This is a genomic window from Aureispira anguillae, from assembly GCF_026000115.1.
Lineage (GTDB): Bacteria > Bacteroidota > Bacteroidia > Chitinophagales > Saprospiraceae > Aureispira > Aureispira anguillae.
In genome coordinates this window covers 5873436-5891885 of record NZ_AP026867.1, presented here as the reverse complement: position 1 = coordinate 5891885, position 18450 = coordinate 5873436, and the positions used below count along the sequence as shown (strand labels likewise).

General features: G+C 36.2%; 12 protein-coding genes. 11 read left to right on the top strand and 1 reads right to left on the bottom strand.

Annotated elements, in window-relative coordinates; translation table 11 throughout:
* Positions 1–129: 129 nt before the first annotated feature.
* From AsAng_RS23160 to AsAng_RS23125, 8 genes are all read left to right on the top strand, one after another.
* Positions 130–1554 (top strand): MBOAT family O-acyltransferase, encoded by a 1425-nt coding sequence (locus AsAng_RS23160; protein WP_264789473.1) that lies wholly within the window; start codon positions 130–132, stop codon positions 1552–1554.
* A 5-nt stretch (positions 1555–1559) separates the two neighbouring features.
* Entirely contained in the window at positions 1560–2963 is a 1404-nt protein-coding gene (locus tag AsAng_RS23155; RefSeq protein WP_264789472.1) for a hypothetical protein, read from the top strand.
* 238 nt (positions 2964–3201) lie between these two features.
* Positions 3202–4002, top strand: a complete 801-nt coding sequence (locus AsAng_RS23150; RefSeq protein ID WP_264789471.1) for an SGNH/GDSL hydrolase family protein — start codon at positions 3202–3204, stop codon at positions 4000–4002.
* 24 nt (positions 4003–4026) lie between these two features.
* Positions 4027–5997, top strand: coding sequence for a glycosyltransferase family 39 protein (locus AsAng_RS23145; RefSeq protein ID WP_264789470.1), 1971 nt, complete (start codon positions 4027–4029; stop codon positions 5995–5997).
* A 21-nt stretch (positions 5998–6018) separates the two neighbouring features.
* Positions 6019–6936 carry a gliding motility-associated ABC transporter ATP-binding subunit GldA gene (gene gldA, locus AsAng_RS23140; protein WP_264789469.1) on the top strand — a complete coding sequence of 306 codons (918 nt, stop codon included), beginning with the start codon at positions 6019–6021 and terminating at the stop codon, positions 6934–6936.
* A 41-nt stretch (positions 6937–6977) separates the two neighbouring features.
* On the top strand, positions 6978–7826 hold the full coding sequence (locus AsAng_RS23135) for a hypothetical protein (RefSeq protein ID WP_264789468.1): 849 nt from the start codon (positions 6978–6980) through the stop codon (positions 7824–7826).
* Between the two features lie 241 nt (positions 7827–8067).
* Positions 8068–9459, top strand: coding sequence for a peptidylprolyl isomerase (locus AsAng_RS23130; RefSeq protein ID WP_264789467.1), 1392 nt, complete (start codon positions 8068–8070; stop codon positions 9457–9459).
* A 245-nt stretch (positions 9460–9704) separates the two neighbouring features.
* Entirely contained in the window at positions 9705–10667 is a 963-nt protein-coding gene (locus AsAng_RS23125) for an AAA family ATPase (protein WP_264789466.1), read from the top strand.
* A 141-nt stretch (positions 10668–10808) separates the two neighbouring features.
* On the opposite strand, the gene AsAng_RS23120 is transcribed toward AsAng_RS23125, so the two are convergent.
* Positions 10809–12875: an Omp28-related outer membrane protein gene (locus AsAng_RS23120; RefSeq protein ID WP_264789465.1), complete on the bottom strand. Its 2067-nt coding sequence runs from the start codon at positions 12873–12875 to the stop codon at positions 10809–10811.
* A gap of 852 nt (positions 12876–13727) precedes the next feature.
* Between AsAng_RS23120 and AsAng_RS23115 the strand changes: the two genes are divergently transcribed.
* The 3 genes from AsAng_RS23115 (at position 13728) to AsAng_RS23105 (ending at position 17945) form a co-directional block, all read left to right on the top strand.
* Complete coding sequence (locus tag AsAng_RS23115) at positions 13728–14858, top strand: COG1470 family protein (protein WP_264789464.1); 1131 nt, start codon at positions 13728–13730, stop codon at positions 14856–14858.
* Positions 14859–15172: 314 nt separating this feature from the next.
* Positions 15173–15880, top strand: coding sequence for a hypothetical protein (locus AsAng_RS23110; protein WP_264789463.1), 708 nt, complete (start codon positions 15173–15175; stop codon positions 15878–15880).
* Between the two features lie 181 nt (positions 15881–16061).
* A complete protein-coding gene (locus AsAng_RS23105; protein WP_264789462.1) occupies positions 16062–17945 on the top strand; it encodes an Ig-like domain-containing protein in 1884 nt (627 codons plus the stop codon).
* Positions 17946–18450: the final 505 nt, after the last annotated feature.

Genomic DNA, 18450 nt, shown 5'->3' with positions numbered 1-18450 from the left:
TAGCTTTGTAGTATATTAGATTATTCTTAAAAAAGTACCTCCCTTTCAACCTCACCAATTATGCTATTGATTGGATAAAAGCATTTCAGCTAACGTGCTATTTAGAGGACAACTCAAAAATCATCTAACGTGCTATTTAATTCACTTGTATTTTTGGTGTTTTTTATGCTTTTCTTTTTGGTCTGGTCATGGGCTAAACAAGAGAACTTACGCCGTTGGGTATGTATTGTTGTCTTTTCTTTTATTTTTTATGGCTGGTGGGATTGGCGTTTTGTCTTTTTAATACTTTTTAGTGGGCTCGTCGATTATGGTGCAGGTTTAGCGATGGAGCGGATGCCTTCCCAAAAACGCTGGTGGTTGGTTGGTTCTTTACTGGTTAATATTGGAAGTTTAGCAATCTTTAAATATAGCGGTTTTATCGCTACGAGTTTAGAAGAAGTATTGGGCTATTGGGGCATAACTGTAGATTTGTATCAGCGTTTGCCCGCATTTTCGTTGGTGGTGCCTGTAGGGATTAGTTTTTACACGTTTCAATCGATGAGTTATACGATTGATATTTACAACAACAAACTTAAGCCCACACGAAATATTTGGCATTTCTTTGCCTATTTATCCATGTTTCCTCAATTGGTTGCGGGGCCTATTGTTCGAGCCAAAGACATACTTCAACAGCTAAAAGGAGTCCCCAAGACCTCTACCGTTCAAATTTGGTTGGGGATGCGGTTAATGACCTATGGCTTTTTTCAAAAAATGGTTATTGCAGATAATTTAGCTCCAATTGTCAATCAATCGTTTTGGAATAACAATACACAACCTTCTTGTCTCTATTGGTGGATGGTCATGTTAGCCTTTTCTTTTCAAATTTATTTTGATTTTGCGGGATACAGCTCTATTGCTAGAGGATTAGCAAAGCTTATGGGATATCGTTTCAAAAGTAACTTCAATCATCCCTATCATGCTCTATCTTTGCGTGATTTTTGGTCAAGGTGGCACATCTCTTTATCAACATGGTTTAGAGATTATCTTTACATTCCTTTGGGGGGCAACAAAGGTTCCAAATGGAAAGCCTATAGAAATATGTGGTTGACCATGCTTATTTCTGGCTTGTGGCATGGAGCAGCCTTAAATTTTATTATTTGGGGAGCCATACATGCATTTTGTTTGAGTATAGAACGACTAAGCCAATGGCCTAAATATTTGCATCCTTATAAGGCAGGGCGTTTGCTTGCTTGGTTAATGGTCTTATTTCAAGTGGTTATTGCTTGGGTATTTTTTAGAGCGACTAGCTTTGAGCAAGCCATGGAGATTCTAGCAAAATTATTTTCTACTAATTTAGAAGGAACAGAATTGATTGCAACTCAATATTTTGATGCATTAATTTTTTTAGGATTGGGAGTAGGAATAGAAGTGTGGTACTATCTTAAACGAAATTATAAACCACTCAAATTAGCTACCCATTCTATATTATATGATACAATTACCATAGCCATTTTATTATTTATGTGTATCTTTTTTAGAGGAACGGCTTCAGAATTTATTTATTTTCAATTTTAACAACAATGAATCCATACCATTGGAGAATGATTATAAGTTTGGTACTGACGATTGCCTTTGTCGTCTTAGGAGGTCTCTTATTGCCTAAATTACCTTCATCTTCTATGGTTGCAGATTTGTTTTGGAGTAATAAGGCATACCCCGAAAAGACCTTTGATGTTGTTTTTATAGGCGATTCGAGAATTTATAGAGGAATTGATCCTACAAGTGTCGAAGAAGAATTGCGCTCTTTTGCCCCCTTAAGCGTATTTAATTACGGTTTTTCTTCTGCGGGTTTAGACAGTGCGTTTATGGAGGCAGGAGCAAATCTGTTGGATAGCCATTCTAAGCAACCTATTATTGTACTAGGAATAACGACTTCTGCATTGGCCGATGAAAATTTAGCCAATCCACATCATTGGCAAGAAAAAAATAGAGCTGCTTTAGCGGTTTGGCAACGTAAAACAATCAATCCTTATTTAAGTTTTTTTGACCCCACAAGCCCAACGGTTTTGCGCAATGAATATGAAGGAAAGCGACAAGGATATTATCAGGATTATAAATTAAATGGTTGGATTGCTTCTGATAAATTTCCCAGAAATGAGTGGCAGGGATATGGGCATATCGAAAAGACGTATCCTACAGTTGATTTTAGTGCTGCTGTTCGAAAAAATTTGATTAAAAAAGTAGCAGCATGGGAGCAACAAGGAATTCAGGTATTTGGCTTTCGTCCGCCAGCAGCAAAGCATTTTGAAGCCATAGAAACACGAGTTGCTTATTATCCAGAAAAAGCCCTTGTTGCCCAATTTGAAGCAGTGGGAGGAACTTGGATTGAGATAGAAAACAGAGCGGATTATGTAACTTATGATGGGAATCATTTGGAACAAAAATCTGCCAAGCATTTGTCTCATTTTGTCGGGAAAAAAATAAGGCAGCATCTAGAAAAACAAAGCAACAACAAGGCAAAAGAACTTGTTTTGATGGAAAGTTCCCAAACGTTTGAACAGCCCATTCAAACCCCTTGGACAGCTCCTCATCAGAATGCCTTCGTTCAAAATGATGCCTTTGAAGGACAAAATGCCTATTCTATTCCACCTCAGCAATATTCCTGCACCTATATCAACTCATTAGATAGTTTATTGGGCGAAAACGTATATATTCGTACTTCCTGTTGGATGAAGAGCAAAGCACCTGAAAAGGAGGCAAATGCTGTATTGGTGATTTCAATTCAGAATAAAGAAGGAACAATTTTATGGAAAGGACAAAAATTTATGGAGCAAACACTAGATCCTTTAGCATGGAATTGCATTAATCTAAACACCAATTATCACAATAATTTAGCAGGGTGTACCATCAAAGTTTATGTATGGAATAAGGGTAAACAAGCTATGCTAATTGATGATTTTAAGGTTTCCCTCTTAAAATTCTGAGCAAATTCAGGTGGCTTATCATTGGTGGAAAGATAGCAAAATTGTACATTGGGAAATGTTATCAAAATAGATTGGAATTGGATTTGCTACCTAAAAAATAAGTATTATCAATATGTATTGGTAGCTAAACTCCCCTAAACAGGTCAATACGAAATGAAGGAGAGATATTAGGGGAGATGAACGATCCCATACGAGTTCCCGTAAAAGTTGATTCGTAAGCAATTAAAAAGAAACTAAAATGAACATTAAATATATATTAAAGGTAATTCTAGCGATACCATTTCTTCCTATTATCTACTTTCAAGCAAGAATAATCAAAGCTCGATTTCCCAAATTGCCAGAGGCGGAAGGCATTCGGGGATTTGTGGCTAATAATATCAATAAGCGTTTAAGAATTTTGACCATTGGAGAAAGCTCCATTGCAGGGGTAGGCGTAAAAACGCATGAAGAAGGATTTACAGGAACCTTGGCAAAGGAATTATCCTCTTTGTTGAATGCTACTGTTGAATGGAAGGTTTATGCTAAACGAGGTTATACGGCCAAAAAGGTGGAAGAAACTATTGTACCACAAATAACAGAAAAAGAAATTGATTTAGTGGTGGTAGGCCTTGGAGCAAATGATACGTTTCAGTTAAACAACCCTTCAAGATGGAAAAAGGATGTACAACGTCTCATTCAATCGCTAAAGGACAAATTTAGTGATGTCCCTATTGTATTTATCAATATGCCTCCAATTAAAGAGTTGCCTGCTTTTACCAAATTGATTAAAATTATATTGGGCAATTTGGGAGAAATTTTGGCAGAGGAATTGGATAAGTTGGTTCATCATGATAATAAGACCTATTATTACTCCAATAGAATCACTATTACGGATTGGATGGAACGCTTTAATGTACCTTCAGAAAATGCGGTTTTCTTTAGTGATGGTGTGCACCCTTCTAAATTGGCTTATCAAGTTTGGGCTAGAGATGTTGCAGGGTTTATTATGACCCATCCTCAAATTAAGACGACTTTACAGTTGATTGGAAATCGAGTTTAAGATACCTGTTTAGAAAGCATGAATGTGAATAAGAGCTTAAAACAGCAAAATAGTTGGTCTATTGATTACATACTGATTTTTTTGTGTGTCTTGGTAGGGATTGTATTAAGGGTCGGAAATCCCGTTGATTGGTCTTTTATTAATGACGAACTGAGTACTTGGGCAAAGGTGAGTTATGATTCTGTAGGAGCTGTGATTGAGAATATTAAATTGGTAGATTCTCACCCTGTAGGGATGTATGTTTTTGTCTATTATTGGACGGGAATATTTGGAACTTCTGAATGGGCGATTAAACTTCCTTTTTTGTTGATGTCTATTGCTTCTATGGTTTTGGTTCATCGAGTGGCTGCACTTTGGTTTTCTAAAACAGTTGCACTATTGGCACTGGCTTATTTTGCTACCCTACAGTTTCCAATTTGGTGGAGCCATATAGCTAGACAATATCAAAGTGGGTTATTTTGTACCTTAGTGATGGTCTATTGTTGGACTCAACTGTTAGTGCTAAAACAAGACAAAAAACGCTATTGGTTAGGATTTGTAGTTATGGGTGCTGCTGCGATGTACAACCATTATTTTAGCCTTCTTTTTGCTGCGTTGATTGGTTTGTCAGGATTCTTTTGGATCAGCAAAGAACAACTATTAAAATACCTAGGATCAGGAATACTGATGGTACTTTTATTTGTGCCACATATTAGCATTACAACCTATCAATTGCTGCATGCAGATGGGCATTTATGGTATAATATACCAACCCCTAGTTTTATCAGCAATCACATCTTTTATCTATTTCATTATTCGTATTGGTGTTTGGGATTAATGCTGGTATTAACCTTAGGATCTATCCTTTTGTATGGCAAAACAATGTTGGGTGAAAAAAATAAAATGCGTTGCTTGGCATTGTGTTGGTTTTTAACCCCCTTGATATTTGGCTATTTGTATTCGGTATATCAATCTCCTATTCTCAGGGAATCTCATTTGTTATTTTCTTTTCCTTATTTATTGTTTGTTTTACTTTCCTTTGTTCCAGATCGCATATCGACCCAAGCAAAGGCGGGGATGGTATTGCTTATTCTTATCGTGAACAGCACGACACTCATTACAACGAGAAGACATTATGACACGGTTCATACCCACCCTTATGAACATTTTATTAAACACAGTCAAGCATTTTTAGAAGCACATAATAGAGAAGATGTTACCATTGTATTAGGAGAGAATCCTCAGTATTTACAGTACTATAAAACAGCCTATCAAGCCAATTTTGAACACCAAAAGAGTTTTAAGCCACCAATCCCTTTTTTAGAATTTAGGGAGATCGTACAAAATAGTGTAACTTCGCATCTTATTCTAGGTTCCTTGCCAGAGGCTTATATTCGACTAGCAAGGGATTATTATCCTTACTTGTATCAAAAAAGTTATGGGATTAATTATGAATATTATATTTTATCGAAAGAAAAAGCCTTGAATAAAACAGCTTGGGAAATTGATTTTGAGTCGGAGATGACCTTTGATGTGATGACAAAGCAACAGGGGTGGACGGGCATCGTCGAACATAATTTGATGAAAGATACAGAACGTTCTAATGTTTATTATAGAATGTTAGAAGAGTGGGGACCGACCTTTGAAATGGATTTGGCTGCTGTAACCCCTCGCAATAATCAATTTTTGGATATTGCTTTGGATATTCGGGTAGAAGACTCTATTGCGGTACAACCAAGAGGCGTTTTGGTGCTAGAGTTGAGAGACCAACAGGATTCCCTTTTAGTCTGGAAAGGCGTTGATGCAACTGCTCAAACCGTCGTTAAGCAAGGATGGCAACGCATGTATTTATCGGTTCGCTTTGCCCATGAAAAGATTTATGATAATGTTAAAAAGTTAAAAATGAAAGCCTTTTTTTGGAACCGAGAAAAACAAGCTATCCTTTTAGATCGTTTCAGTATCACTTCTCATAAAGGAAATGAAATTCTTTATGGGGATACTAATAATTTTGAATGACCTTTTATTAAAGCATAAAATATGTCAGTAACTGTATCGAATTTAACTAAGATATACGGAGAACAAAAAGCCGTTAATAATATTAGTTTTGAAGCTAAAAAAGGAGAAATACTGGGCTTCTTGGGGCCTAATGGTGCAGGGAAAACAACAACCATGAAAATGATTACTTGTTTTATCCCTCAAACAGAAGGTTCTATTAACGTTTGTGGTTATGATGTAGTGGACAATCCAATGGAAGTTCGGCAACGTATTGGGTATCTGCCAGAGCACAATCCTCTGTATTTGGATATGTACGTGAAAGAATATCTGTTGTTTGTGGCTGGACTCCACAAGGTTAAAAATAAGAAGGCGGCAGTAGACACCATGATAGAGCGTACTGGCTTGACAAGAGAACAACATAAATTAGTGGGGTCTTTGTCTAAGGGCTATCGTCAACGGGTAGGCTTGGCACAAGCGATGTTGCACGATCCAGAAGTTTTAATTTTAGACGAGCCAACTTCTGGGCTAGACCCCAATCAACTGATTGAAATACGAAAACTTATTCGAGAGTTGGGCAGGGAAAAAACAGTAATTTTTTCATCGCACATTATGCAAGAAGTACAGGCACTTTGTGATCGAGTAATTATTATCAATCAGGGAAATATGGTTGCCAATGATACGATTGCAATGCTTCAGCAAAATGTTTCGAAAGAAAAACAAATTACAGTAACATTTGATAAAAAAATCAATGAGAAGCAGCTTAAAGAAGCTGCACCAATTCATGCTGTAACAGCTTTGGGAGGACATAGTTATTTGGTTACAACAAAAAGCGAAAAAGATATTCGTCCTGCTATTTTTTATTTTGCAGTAAAACAAGAAGTGGTATTGTTAGAAATGCATCAGAAAGTATCTACCATTGAAGATGTATTCCAAGAAGTAACCAATTATTCAGAAGCCTAAGCGTTTAGTTAAAAAAAGCGAAGAAAAATAACAAGTCTGTAATGATGAAATATATTGTATTCTTTTTGTGTTGTATGCTGTTTGGTATGAGTTGTGGATCTACAGGAATAGCTGAAGAACGAAAAGATGAACAACCATTGGCGAAAGCAGCCAATCATTTTTTATATCCTTCGGATGTTGTTGGCATTGGGGCAGGAATGACAGAAAAAGATAGTCTGTATCAACTTAAAGTTTATATAGAACAGTGGATACAAAACCAGTTGATGCTCGATGTTGCTAAGAAAAATGTAGATGTAACGGCTAAAATTAAGCGAATGGTGAATGCTTATGAGGCAACACTTATTATGAATGATTATGAAGATGCATTGATTAACCAACGTTTAAATTCGGACGTAACTCCACAGGAATTAGCCGATTATTATAGCAAAAACAAGGAACAATATCAAGCAGGGGTAAGTTGGGTGCGTTGCCATTTTGTAAAAGTGAAAAGAAGTATTCCCGAAATACAAAAACTTAAAAAATGGTTTAAATCGGAAGAAGGGGTGAATTTTGAACGAGTAAAACTGTTTTGTGCAAAAAATAATACGGTTCATATTCTAAACGAAGATCTGTGGATTGAATACGACAAATTAACGAAGGAGCTTCCAGAGGATGCTATTAGCAGTCGACATAGAAAAAAGCAAGCTATTTTGGATCGAATGGATGACGACTATCAATATCTATTGCAAATCTTTGAATATAGAGATAAAGAAGATGCCGCTCCGTTGTCACAGGTTCAAGATGAAATTCGACGAATTATATTGCATCAGCGCCGCAATAAAATTTTGCAAGATTTGCGAAAGGATGTCTACGAAAAGGCAAAAAAGGAGGCTAGTTTTGAGATTTATTAAAGGATAAAAGGCTGGTTTATATTGAGGAGGATTCGGTTTAGTAGCTAAGGTTCATTTTTAGCTATTTTAGTAGAGAATAAGGCGTTTATTTGAAAAATTGAAAATCATAGATAGGTTATCCAAAGATAAAACTTTACTTTTGTGTCCCTATTAGCGTTTAAAAGATAGAACAGTTTTTAGTCTTGGGTTCTACCACCAAAAAAGTAGCAACCTATAATTGGCAATTAGTATAAATAAAATAATGAAAAAAATTTGGATACCAGTGATTTTATGGGCTTTATGTCATAGTTTGACTTTTGCCCAACGTCAGCAAATTGATAAAGTAATCGGTGTTGTTGGCAATCATATTATTTTGCAGTCAGATGTAGAAGCTCAATTAAAATCCTTGAAGAGTCAAAGCCAAGGAGTTGATTTGCCAGAGGATGCACGTTGGTTGGTATTTGATCAATTATTGGCAAATGCATTGATGCTTGCAGAGGCAGAGCAAGACAGTATTTTAGTAGGGGATATGGAGGTACAAGCTCAATTGGATGCTCGTGTAACTCAAATTTTGGCGTATATGAATAACGACCCCCAAAAATTTAAGGAGTTTTACGACATGACGCCTTCTGAAATGAAAGATTTTATGCGAGATCAAATGAAAGATCAATTGGTTCAGCAAAAAATGCAACAACAAATCATGTCTTCCATTACTATCACGCCCAAGGAAGTTAAGGACTTTTTTAATGGAATTCCTTCTGATAGTTTGCCTTATTTTAATTCAGAGGTAGAGTTGGCCGAAATTGTAATCAAACCTAAAATTAATCCTATTGAAGATGCTCGTGCTCGTAAATTAGCTCGTAATTTGATGTTGCAGATTGTTGAAGATAGCGTAGATTTTGAAGTATTGGCTAAAAAATACTCTGATGACCGAGCTTCTGCTGCTTTAGGAGGAAACTTGGGAGTGCAAGCACGTGGTACCTTGGTGCCTGAATTTGAAGCAATGGCTTATCAACTAAAACCAGGAGAAGTTTCTGAAGTGGTTAAAACCGAATTTGGGTATCATGTTATTCAGTTGATCAACCGTCTAGGAAATACCATCAATACAAAGCATATCCTTATTCGTCCTGATATTACAACAGAAGATAGAGAGGGCGCTTATCAAGAATTGGATAGCATCCGCAATCTAATCTTGGCAGACAGTATCAATTTTGCACAAGGAATTGCTTTGTATTCAGAAGAAGATTTTAGCAAAACTAGAGCTGGTAGAATTATGAACCCTATGACTGGAGAGCCTTATTTTGAATTAGGTGATCTAGAACCTTCTATTTATTTTGCTATTGATGGAATGAAAGAGGGAGAAGTTACTAAAGTGATTGAGTATGAAACAAGAACGGGCGATAAACAATTCAGAATTGTTAAACTGTTGACCAGAACAGAACCGCATGTTGCCAATCTTAAAGATGATTATTCTAAAATCAGAAAAGCAGCATTAGAATCTAAAAAAGGACGTTTTATCATCGACTGGATTGATCGAAAAATTGCCGATAATTATATTGAAATAAAACTCGAAAATTTGGGAGAGCAATTGACTGAGGCAAAGGCTTGTGAAGCATTAAAAAAATGGTTTGATGCCAATAGTGTTCGACCTTAAACTAAATTATTGTTGCCCTTAGAATAAAAGCTATCTGTCTGGAACAGGTAGCTTTTATTTTTTTGCTAAGACCTTAAACTTATTTTAACAGTTAGAAAAGCTAAGATTGCCCTAAGTTTTTTATATTTTGAACCAATAATAATAAACATTATACGGTATAAGCTACCATTAAAAAGAGCAATTGTAGTTACGTTTCCTTGTATGTCTCTTTATGTTAGTTTGTAATACATATAAAAATAAATAAAATGAAGTTTGAGAATGAAGTAGAAGCGGTTAATGCGTTAGCCGATTCGTATCAAAAACTACGAGCAGAGATTGCAAAAGTAATTGTTGGACAGGAGGATGTTGTAAAAACGGTTTTGATCTCACTTTTTTGTGATGGGCATAGTTTATTGGTTGGAGTACCTGGTTTGGCAAAAACCTTATTGGTAAATACTATTTCCAAAGCCTTGGATTTGGAATTTAAGCGCATCCAGTTTACTCCCGATTTAATGCCTTCAGATATTACGGGCTCGGAAGTGATGGATGAGCATCGGAATTTTTCTTTTCATAAAGGACCTTTGTTTACCAATATCCTATTGGCCGATGAGATCAATAGAACGCCTCCTAAGACTCAAGCTGCTTTATTAGAAGCTATGCAGGAACGTTGCGTTACGGTAGCTGGTCATCGTCATTTGTTGCCCAAACCTTTTTTAGTGTTAGCAACTCAGAACCCTATTGAACAAGAGGGAACTTATCCTTTGCCAGAGGCACAGCTTGACCGTTTTATGTTTAATATATTCTTAGATTATCCAAGTTACAAGGAAGAGGTAAACATTGTAAAAGGTACGACCTCTAGCAATAAACAACAAGTAAATTCTGTATTAAGCGCAGAGGAAATTATTTATTTCCAGCAATTGGTGCGTCAAATCCCGATTTCTGACAATGTATTAGAATATGCAGTTGGCTTAGCCCATAAATCTCGCCCCAATACAGAGTTGGCAACAGATTTTGTTAATAACTATGTTTCTTGGGGAGCTGGTCCACGGGCTTCGCAGTGTTTGGTTATTGGTGCCAAATGCCATGCAGCAATTAGTGGCAAATATTCTCCTGACATAGAAGATGTCCGAGCAGTTGCTAATTATGTCTTGCGCCATCGTGTGGTACGTAATTATAAAGCCGAAGCTGAGGGAATTTCTATAGAAGAGGTTATTAAAAAGCTTTTTTAAGAGGAATTAACCAACAATAATAAACGAACAATCGAAATAATAAAAAAGCTGTTTCCCTTGAATTGGGGAAGCAGCTTTTTTATAACAACTCCCTTGTTGGAAAACAAGAGCGTTAATGGTAACGTTTTTTAATAAGGCTTATTACTGGTTGTTAACTTTAGTTACCTTAAGTTGTCTAACCTGTCCGTCATAAGATACGCTAAAAATATAAACACCTTCAGGGTAATTGTGTAGAGAAATAGAGGTTGAGTTGGTTGTTTGTAATAATTTGCCAGCCATGCTATAAACTTTTATCGTTACAGGACCATTATAATCTTCTATATTAAGGTTTACTTGATGCTGTGTTGGATTGGGATATACTGTTAGGTCGCTGTATTCATGTTCAACTTGTACCGTATTGGTTAAGGTCATTAAATGAACTTCTTCAGCATTGTAAATAGAACGTTGTCCTCTTACACTAATATATTGAGCATCATTTCCATCCATATATTTGGCAACCGCAGCAACCAAAGAAACATTGTTGGCATCAAAACCAGCGGGGAGTGTATATTGAAATTGGTGTTGATAAGAACTTCCTGCGGAGACAATATGCGGAATAACGTTATCCACACCATAATAGCCCCCTTCAACATAATCTCTTAAAACATGCCGATGAACAAAACCTACAACGGAACTTCCTGCTCCAAAATAGGGATGACCAGCAGTGTTATTGTAATTGTTGGCTTGATTCCAGCCAGATCCTGACCCTACTAAACTATCTTCAACAATCATTAAAACAATCCGAGCGTCACCAGCGGAGTTATCGCTATAATTTGCGGTAACGGTTGCATTAATTTGTCGAGTATTAGGGTTCCAAGTATGGCTAATGTCAACATCTACAGGGGTAAAATCATTAAGCTGGGCGGCAACTCGATAAGACCAGCTCCCTCGTCCTGTTGGCTCTGCTGTATATATTGAACTAGAGCTAGAAACTTTGCGATCAATTGCAGCGCTAGGGTAGGAGGATACGGAGAGCGCTGTTCGGAGCGAATCATAAAACTCCATTCCATCGCCATCGTGTACCACGACACCAATTAAATTATTTCCATGCTGTGTTTTTAAGCCATCCAATATAACTGCACCATCTATACAGTAGCCACACCATGCACCCGTAAATTTTTCCAACAACACCTTTTTGGAGGAAGTAGTATTGGAAATTCCTGTGATGTACTCAACCAAAGTATCATTACAACTCATTTCATCTGGCATACCATTAACATTGCTTACCCAGGTTTTTAATACATAATTATCATTAGAACTAGTAATATTAATGGGAATCGTATGTGTCCATGAACTTAGTTCTGAATTGTTTTTATTGACTCCTGTAATCGTGCTTGTTTGCACGGCACCTCCATTTAAACTATAGTTAATATCATAAGAAGTAAGTGCTGCACTGCCTTCATTACGAACAGCACCTTTTAGGCTATGGGTACCTGCACTAAGGTGATTGTCAATTTTTATCCCAACCAAAGAAGCATCGTTGACAATTGGGGCATTCCAATGAAAGCGATGTACCTCGTATATGGTTTCATCCCAGCCTGGATCAGATGGGATATAGTTAGGACTTCCTGATAGTTGTGTTCCCATTGTTCCTGTTGAATTTTCGCATCCCATAGTAGTATTAATCATCGAATAAAATGAAGAAGAGGGACTAATGCTATTTTCTATGATTATAATTTCAAAGTCGCCGCAACTCTCATAAATCTTAAGATCGACGGTTAAATCATCTTGCCAAGAAGCAGCACCAGGGTAATTTAATCCTGTCCAACTAATTGTGTGAACTCTATTCGGTTTTACACCAAATGTTTTGGTAGAGATGGTTACTGCTGTTGTAAAATCATCCCATAGCGCATAAATAGCATGATTAGGACCCGCTGCATTCGGGATAGAAGTATTGGTGCTGACTGCTGTACCACTTGCTGTATTAAAGGTAATGTATCCATTATGAGCTATCCTATAATTAGTAACCGTTTGTCCATAGAATTCCCAATCAAAAGGCAGGTTTTGGACAGCAGAGAGGTTATTGCTAAGATAAAAAAATTGATAGTCATAGGCACCAGACCAATAATCGGTATCATCTCCAGTGTAAGTAGAAACCGTATAATTTTGTGCATTTATTTTAAGGATAGATGCAACAACTATAAAGGCTATAAATAAATAAGTTTTCATAGAATTTATTTTAGTTAGTAATGAACAATAAACATTTTCGCTCTTTGACAACTCTATCACGAAGTAACCACGCAGAACCCAGCTTGCTGGCTCACGAGTGATAACGAGCTAACCTAGCAGCGAAGCTAATTGTGTGGAAATTTTAATTAACGTCTTTAATTATGCCGTTTGGGTATTAGATTTTAGAACTAAGATCGCTTCGCTTTTAGACTATATAGCTGCAATTCATGCCTATATAGTCTAAAAGCGAAGCGATCTAAAAACAGCGTGATCTAGGCTCTAATATCCCAAAATAGAAGCATTTTACCTTACGTTTTACGATTAGCACACAAGTTGTCAAAGAACCAACATTTTTACACAACCTCATTGTGAAAATACTTGAAGGACGTATGGGCTTAAAGGAAGCTATTCTATAGGAATGATCAGAAAACGTTTGGCTTCCAAGGGGATTGATAACCTAGTTGCTCAGTTAGCGATTGTTAGAGGCGAATTTTGATCGTTCTTCTATAGGGGAGTCAATAGTAAATGGCTATCTTAAACCTAAAAATTAGATGTTTTTACTTGAAAGCCAGTTGATTATCTGTGTAAGAGGACGATTCAATATACCTATTGGTGTTTATACAAAGGGGGATTTAGATATAAAGAATACCTTAATGAACCTAGAAATTGGTATTAACCAATTGCATAACCTATTTATAATGATAAGGTTAAATGTAATAAGTTATTGCTTAATAAACAGAATATAAGACGGTTTTTTTTTATTTTATGAAATAAAAAAAGATAAATAAAATTCAGCGCAATCATTTATTGGGTTGCTAACCTATTTTGGTTGAATAAAAAAACAAAATGAGTATGAAAAATATAGTTTTATGGTTTTGCGTTTTGGCAATGGGGTTGGGAGCGTGTACTCCAAGTGTAGATCCTACGGGAGTGAAGGTCGTATTGTCTACCAATTCTTTTGTAGGAGTAAATTACCCCTCTGTTGATACAACAATAACAATTAAGGTGACCAACCCTTCCAATGAAGTTGCTACTATAAATTGGATGAGAACGGAAATACAAACTGTTAATGGTTGGACATATAACGTAAATGGCGGGTCGGCATCATCTGGTCTTTTGGAAATAGCAGCAAATTCATCACTTGATTTTACATTTCAAATTGATCCTAATGGGGGAATAGGGAATGGTTTAGGAGAGCTGTTGTTTTATGATGCAAATAACCAGAGTATGAGTACGACAACATTTACATATAATTATAAAACATCTCATGCACCATCAGGGGTCGTCTTAACATTGTCTCCCAATAGCATGAATGCAGTCGGTAGAGCCACACAAACAGTAGATATAACGGTAGCGAACACATCCAATCAAGCTGCTACTATAAATTGGATTCGAACAGAGACGCAAGCTGTCAACGGCTGGACCTATTCGGTCGATGGCTCTTTGGCTACTTCTGGAAGCTTAACGATTTTGGCCAATAGTTCTGTAATTGTAACATTCGAAATAAATGCCAATGGTTATGCTGGTAATGGTGTCGGTAAGATTGCATTTTATGATTCTTTGTTTCAAGCCAATACCACCCAATATTTTTCTTATGATTTTTTAGCGATAGATACTTGGTTTGTTCTTCGACCTGTTGGATTGATGACAAGATCAGTTATGATAAATGATCCTGATACCGATTATCATCTTTGGGTAATTAATAATAATTCTATACCTGTTGATGTAAGATGGAGGAGGAATGATAACGGTTCAAATCCCACTGCATGGACTTCGGCAATTTGTACGGATGCTATTTGTTGGGCACCATCTATTATCAGTGAACGTATGACCATAGCCCCAAATGATTCGGTTGATTTTAAATATACCTTAGGGCATCAAGCTACTGTTGGGACAGGAGGAGCAACTTTAGAATTTTATGCACCAACAGATAGAACTTATAGCCATCGAAGTCAGATTGTCAATCATACGGTTACGAATTAGAAAGGATTTTAGTGTACCTCTATCATTACTCCGTTTAAAAATCGAATACAAGATCCTTTTTGTAAAAAAAGCAAACCCCTTACAGAGAATAGATAAATAAAACCATTAAGAATAGAACTGCTTTCCTTGAATTGGGAAAGCAGTTTTTTGTGGATTGGAGCTTAAGTGGGAGTGTTTTGGCAAAAAAAAGAGGTCTTTTGGCAAGAATCTGCGCTCATATTTTAATTATTAATAAGACTTTTGGTCAAAGTAAACTTAACAATATTGTAAGAATAGCTACCCCTTTAAGTGGGTGTTGCACTAAAAAAAATAAAATGAAAAGCATATTATTTACCCTGTTATTATTATCTATTCAATTTACCTTGTTTGCGCAATTGCCAGACTTTGAATTTCATGTAGTAGAGGAGGGAAGGTCGATGTCTAAAGGAACAGCCAATGCATTAGTGGTTAGTTGGCCCAAAGCATCCACCAAAGTTTTGGACAAAAATTGGAAACAATATGCCAAAAAGTTTAAAGGAAAACTAAAATACGATAGCAAGCAAGGGGAGTATTTTTTAGATAATGCAGAACTAAAAGATATGAGCGAAAATATGGTGGATGTTACGGCAAAGATTACCCAAAAAGGAGAGGGGGCAGAGTTGGTCGCTTGGTTTAACTTAGGCGTGACTTACTTAAGCTCAGAAGAACATGCAGAACGTTTTCCTGCTGCTGAACAATTTTTGAAAAAGTTTGATTTGTTGGTTTATGCTGAACTAATGAAAGAACAGTTAAAGGAAGAACAGAAAAAATTGAAGCTGATGGATAAAGCGTTGAAAAAGATAGAGAAGGCAAAACAAAAGGAAGAAAAAGCGATTGAGAAACAAAAGAAAACAATTGAAAAAGCAGAGAAGGCTATTGATGAGGCTGAAAAAATTATAGAGGAACAGAATGCTGCTAAAGCAAAGCAGGAGACAGAAATGGAATATCAAAATCAATTGATTGAGAAAATCAATGCTAAAATCAAAGAAGCTAAAGGAAAATAGATAAAACTTCGATTTGTTACTGACAAAAGCTTTGTGCTATTCAATGAATAGTGTAGGGCTTTTTGTCTTTTCTAGTTATTTAAAAGTTATAAATAGCATAAAGTTATTGAAAAGGTAGTGCCGAAAATTGTCAATTTTGTCAAAAAGCACGTTTTTGTGTTGAATTAAAACAAAAGACATAGTGCAAACAAAAATACATTTATACAGCAGTACCTCCTTTGTAGGTGCTATCTTGATTTTGATCGGGCTTTTGATCGGTTGCGCAACGCCTCAGGCTCCTGAAGGTGGTCCTCAAGATACGCAGTATCCTCAAATCAATCCTAAAAGATATTCGACACCCAATCCTAGTACTAATTTTCAGGACAATCAGATCATTCTTACATTTGATGAATGGATAAAACTTCAGGCGGCCTACAATCAGGTGATTATATCCCCTCCTTTGGAGAACAACCCAAGCATAAAAATTAGGAACAAATCAGTTGTCGTTAAGTGGAAAGAAGCATTAAAAGATAGTACGACTTATATTATTAATTTTGGTGATGCTGTTCAGGATATTACAGAAGGTAATATTGCACCTAATCTAAAAATGGTGTTTTCTACAGGACCTTATTTGGATTCGTTGACTTGCTCAGGACAAATCGTAGACGCAGCAACTAGAAAGCCTAAAGAGGAAGTCTTGGTCATGTTGTACCGTAACCTAGCGGACAGCATCCCTCGTAGCCAAAAACCATATTACTTTACTAAAACCAACAAACAAGGAGCATTTAGATTAGAGTATCTTAAGGCGGGAACCTATCGAATTTTTGCGTTAGAGGACAAAAATAGAGATTATAAATACAACCTTAACAATGAATCAATTGCATTTCTTGATTCTTCTTTTCAAATTAATGACACGACAAAACCCGTCTTACGGCTTAGAATGTTTCAGGAGCGAGAGCACCTTAAGGTTGTTAACACTAAATTGGATGCTTATGGGGCTTTGAAGCTAGAATTTAATAATAAAATACACAGCCCTAACACCATTGAATTTTTAGAGGCGCCAGATGACTTTAAAATGCTTACAGAAGCAGGGGAAGATACCATGAAAATATGGTTTGATGGGACATTAGATAGTGTAGGGAAATGGAAATTTGTGATCAAAAATGAATTGGAACAATTAAACGATACCATCCGTGTAAGTGCTAAAAGTAGAGACTATTATGAACGTACAGCAGATCACCTGAGATGGTATAAAAAACGTGCTGTTACGAATGAGGGAGCTGCTGCTAAAACAGCTAGAGGCACAGAGGAAAATAAATTTCCTTTGCGGGATACCGTTCCTATTCAACAACATCCTTTTGAAGCAATAGCGCTAGATTTTACCCGTCCGATACAAACTTGGGATAGTACTAAGTTTGTACTTTTTAAGGATTCAGCGATGTCAACTACACAAAGCATTATTACAGAACAAATGGATAGTACTACGGGGCTTATCGTATCAGATACGGTTCATAAGGATATTGTGATCGATACATTTATTCGGATTAATGCTCCAACATTTGTGTTAAATGAAAAGCTGCAACTTTTTTACGATTGGGAACCCAATGCTCGCTACCAATTGATGCTCTTGCCTAATGGTGTAACTGATTTTTTTAATTTTAGTAATGTAGATACACTAACTAGAATTTATACAATTAATAAAAAAGAGAATTATGGTACCGTGACAGCTATTATAAAAGGGGGAGATAGCACCAAACAGTATGTTGTACAATTGATTGATTCAAAAGAAAATGTTTTAGAGGAAACTATAATTCAAGATTCTACGCAGATGACCATCCTTTATGAGAACATTAAAACAGATACTTATACGATTAGAGTCATTCATGATGAAGTCCCCAATGGCTGGTGGGATGTAGGAAATTATGATGAAGGTCGTCAGGCAGAACAAACGACTAGTAGTAAACCAATTGGATTGAACCCTGGTTGGGAAAATATGATGGAATTGAATCTAAAACCAACAGGTATTAGAACTAAGGCGGAAAAAGGAGGAAAGGAAAGAAATACACCTAAAGAGGATACCGATTAAGGCACCTTAGTGCCCAAGGCTCGCAAGCCCTCAAATAACGTTATCGTTATTTGAGGGCTTTTTTTTGAGATAGAAAGAGAAAGGGAGTGTAATCAAAAAAATTACTTTGTTGGTAGGGAGATAAGGGCTGAAAAAATCAATTATGGTTTTTTTATTTGGTTTTTAGTAGTTTGAGGATTCTTGTTAGAAAAGGGGGAGTCGAAAAAAAAGACAAATTAGGTAATGTTTATAGTTAAATTGTCACTTTATGGTTTATAGTTTTTGTAATTTGAATTTTTATTTTAAATGGATTTAATTTGTTGATTTGTATTGATTTGAGTTTTTAAATGTATTTTGAATACCTAAAAAGTGTAATTTTTTTGTTTGAATTTTATAGCATGAAAATATATTTTATTCGCAAAATGATGTAGTTTTGTAGCTTTGTAATTTAATTGATGTTAGTGTGGGATGTAAAATGAGCATGAATTATTAAAAAATCAATTATTAATAGAATGGAAGCATTTAT

Coding starts and splice junctions, on each gene's coding strand:
- AsAng_RS23110 (WP_264789463.1), top strand. CDS start 15,173: ATGAAAAGCATATTATTTACCCTGTTATTATTATCTATTCAATTTACC.
- AsAng_RS23135 (WP_264789468.1), top strand. CDS start 6,978: ATGATGAAATATATTGTATTCTTTTTGTGTTGTATGCTGTTTGGTATG.
- AsAng_RS23130 (WP_264789467.1), top strand. CDS start 8,068: ATGAAAAAAATTTGGATACCAGTGATTTTATGGGCTTTATGTCATAGT.
- AsAng_RS23115 (WP_264789464.1), top strand. CDS start 13,728: ATGAAAAATATAGTTTTATGGTTTTGCGTTTTGGCAATGGGGTTGGGA.
- gldA (WP_264789469.1), top strand. CDS start 6,019: ATGTCAGTAACTGTATCGAATTTAACTAAGATATACGGAGAACAAAAA.
- AsAng_RS23155 (WP_264789472.1), top strand. CDS start 1,560: ATGAATCCATACCATTGGAGAATGATTATAAGTTTGGTACTGACGATT.
- AsAng_RS23120 (WP_264789465.1), bottom strand. CDS start 12,875: ATGAAAACTTATTTATTTATAGCCTTTATAGTTGTTGCATCTATCCTT.
- AsAng_RS23125 (WP_264789466.1), top strand. CDS start 9,705: ATGAAGTTTGAGAATGAAGTAGAAGCGGTTAATGCGTTAGCCGATTCG.
- AsAng_RS23150 (WP_264789471.1), top strand. CDS start 3,202: ATGAACATTAAATATATATTAAAGGTAATTCTAGCGATACCATTTCTT.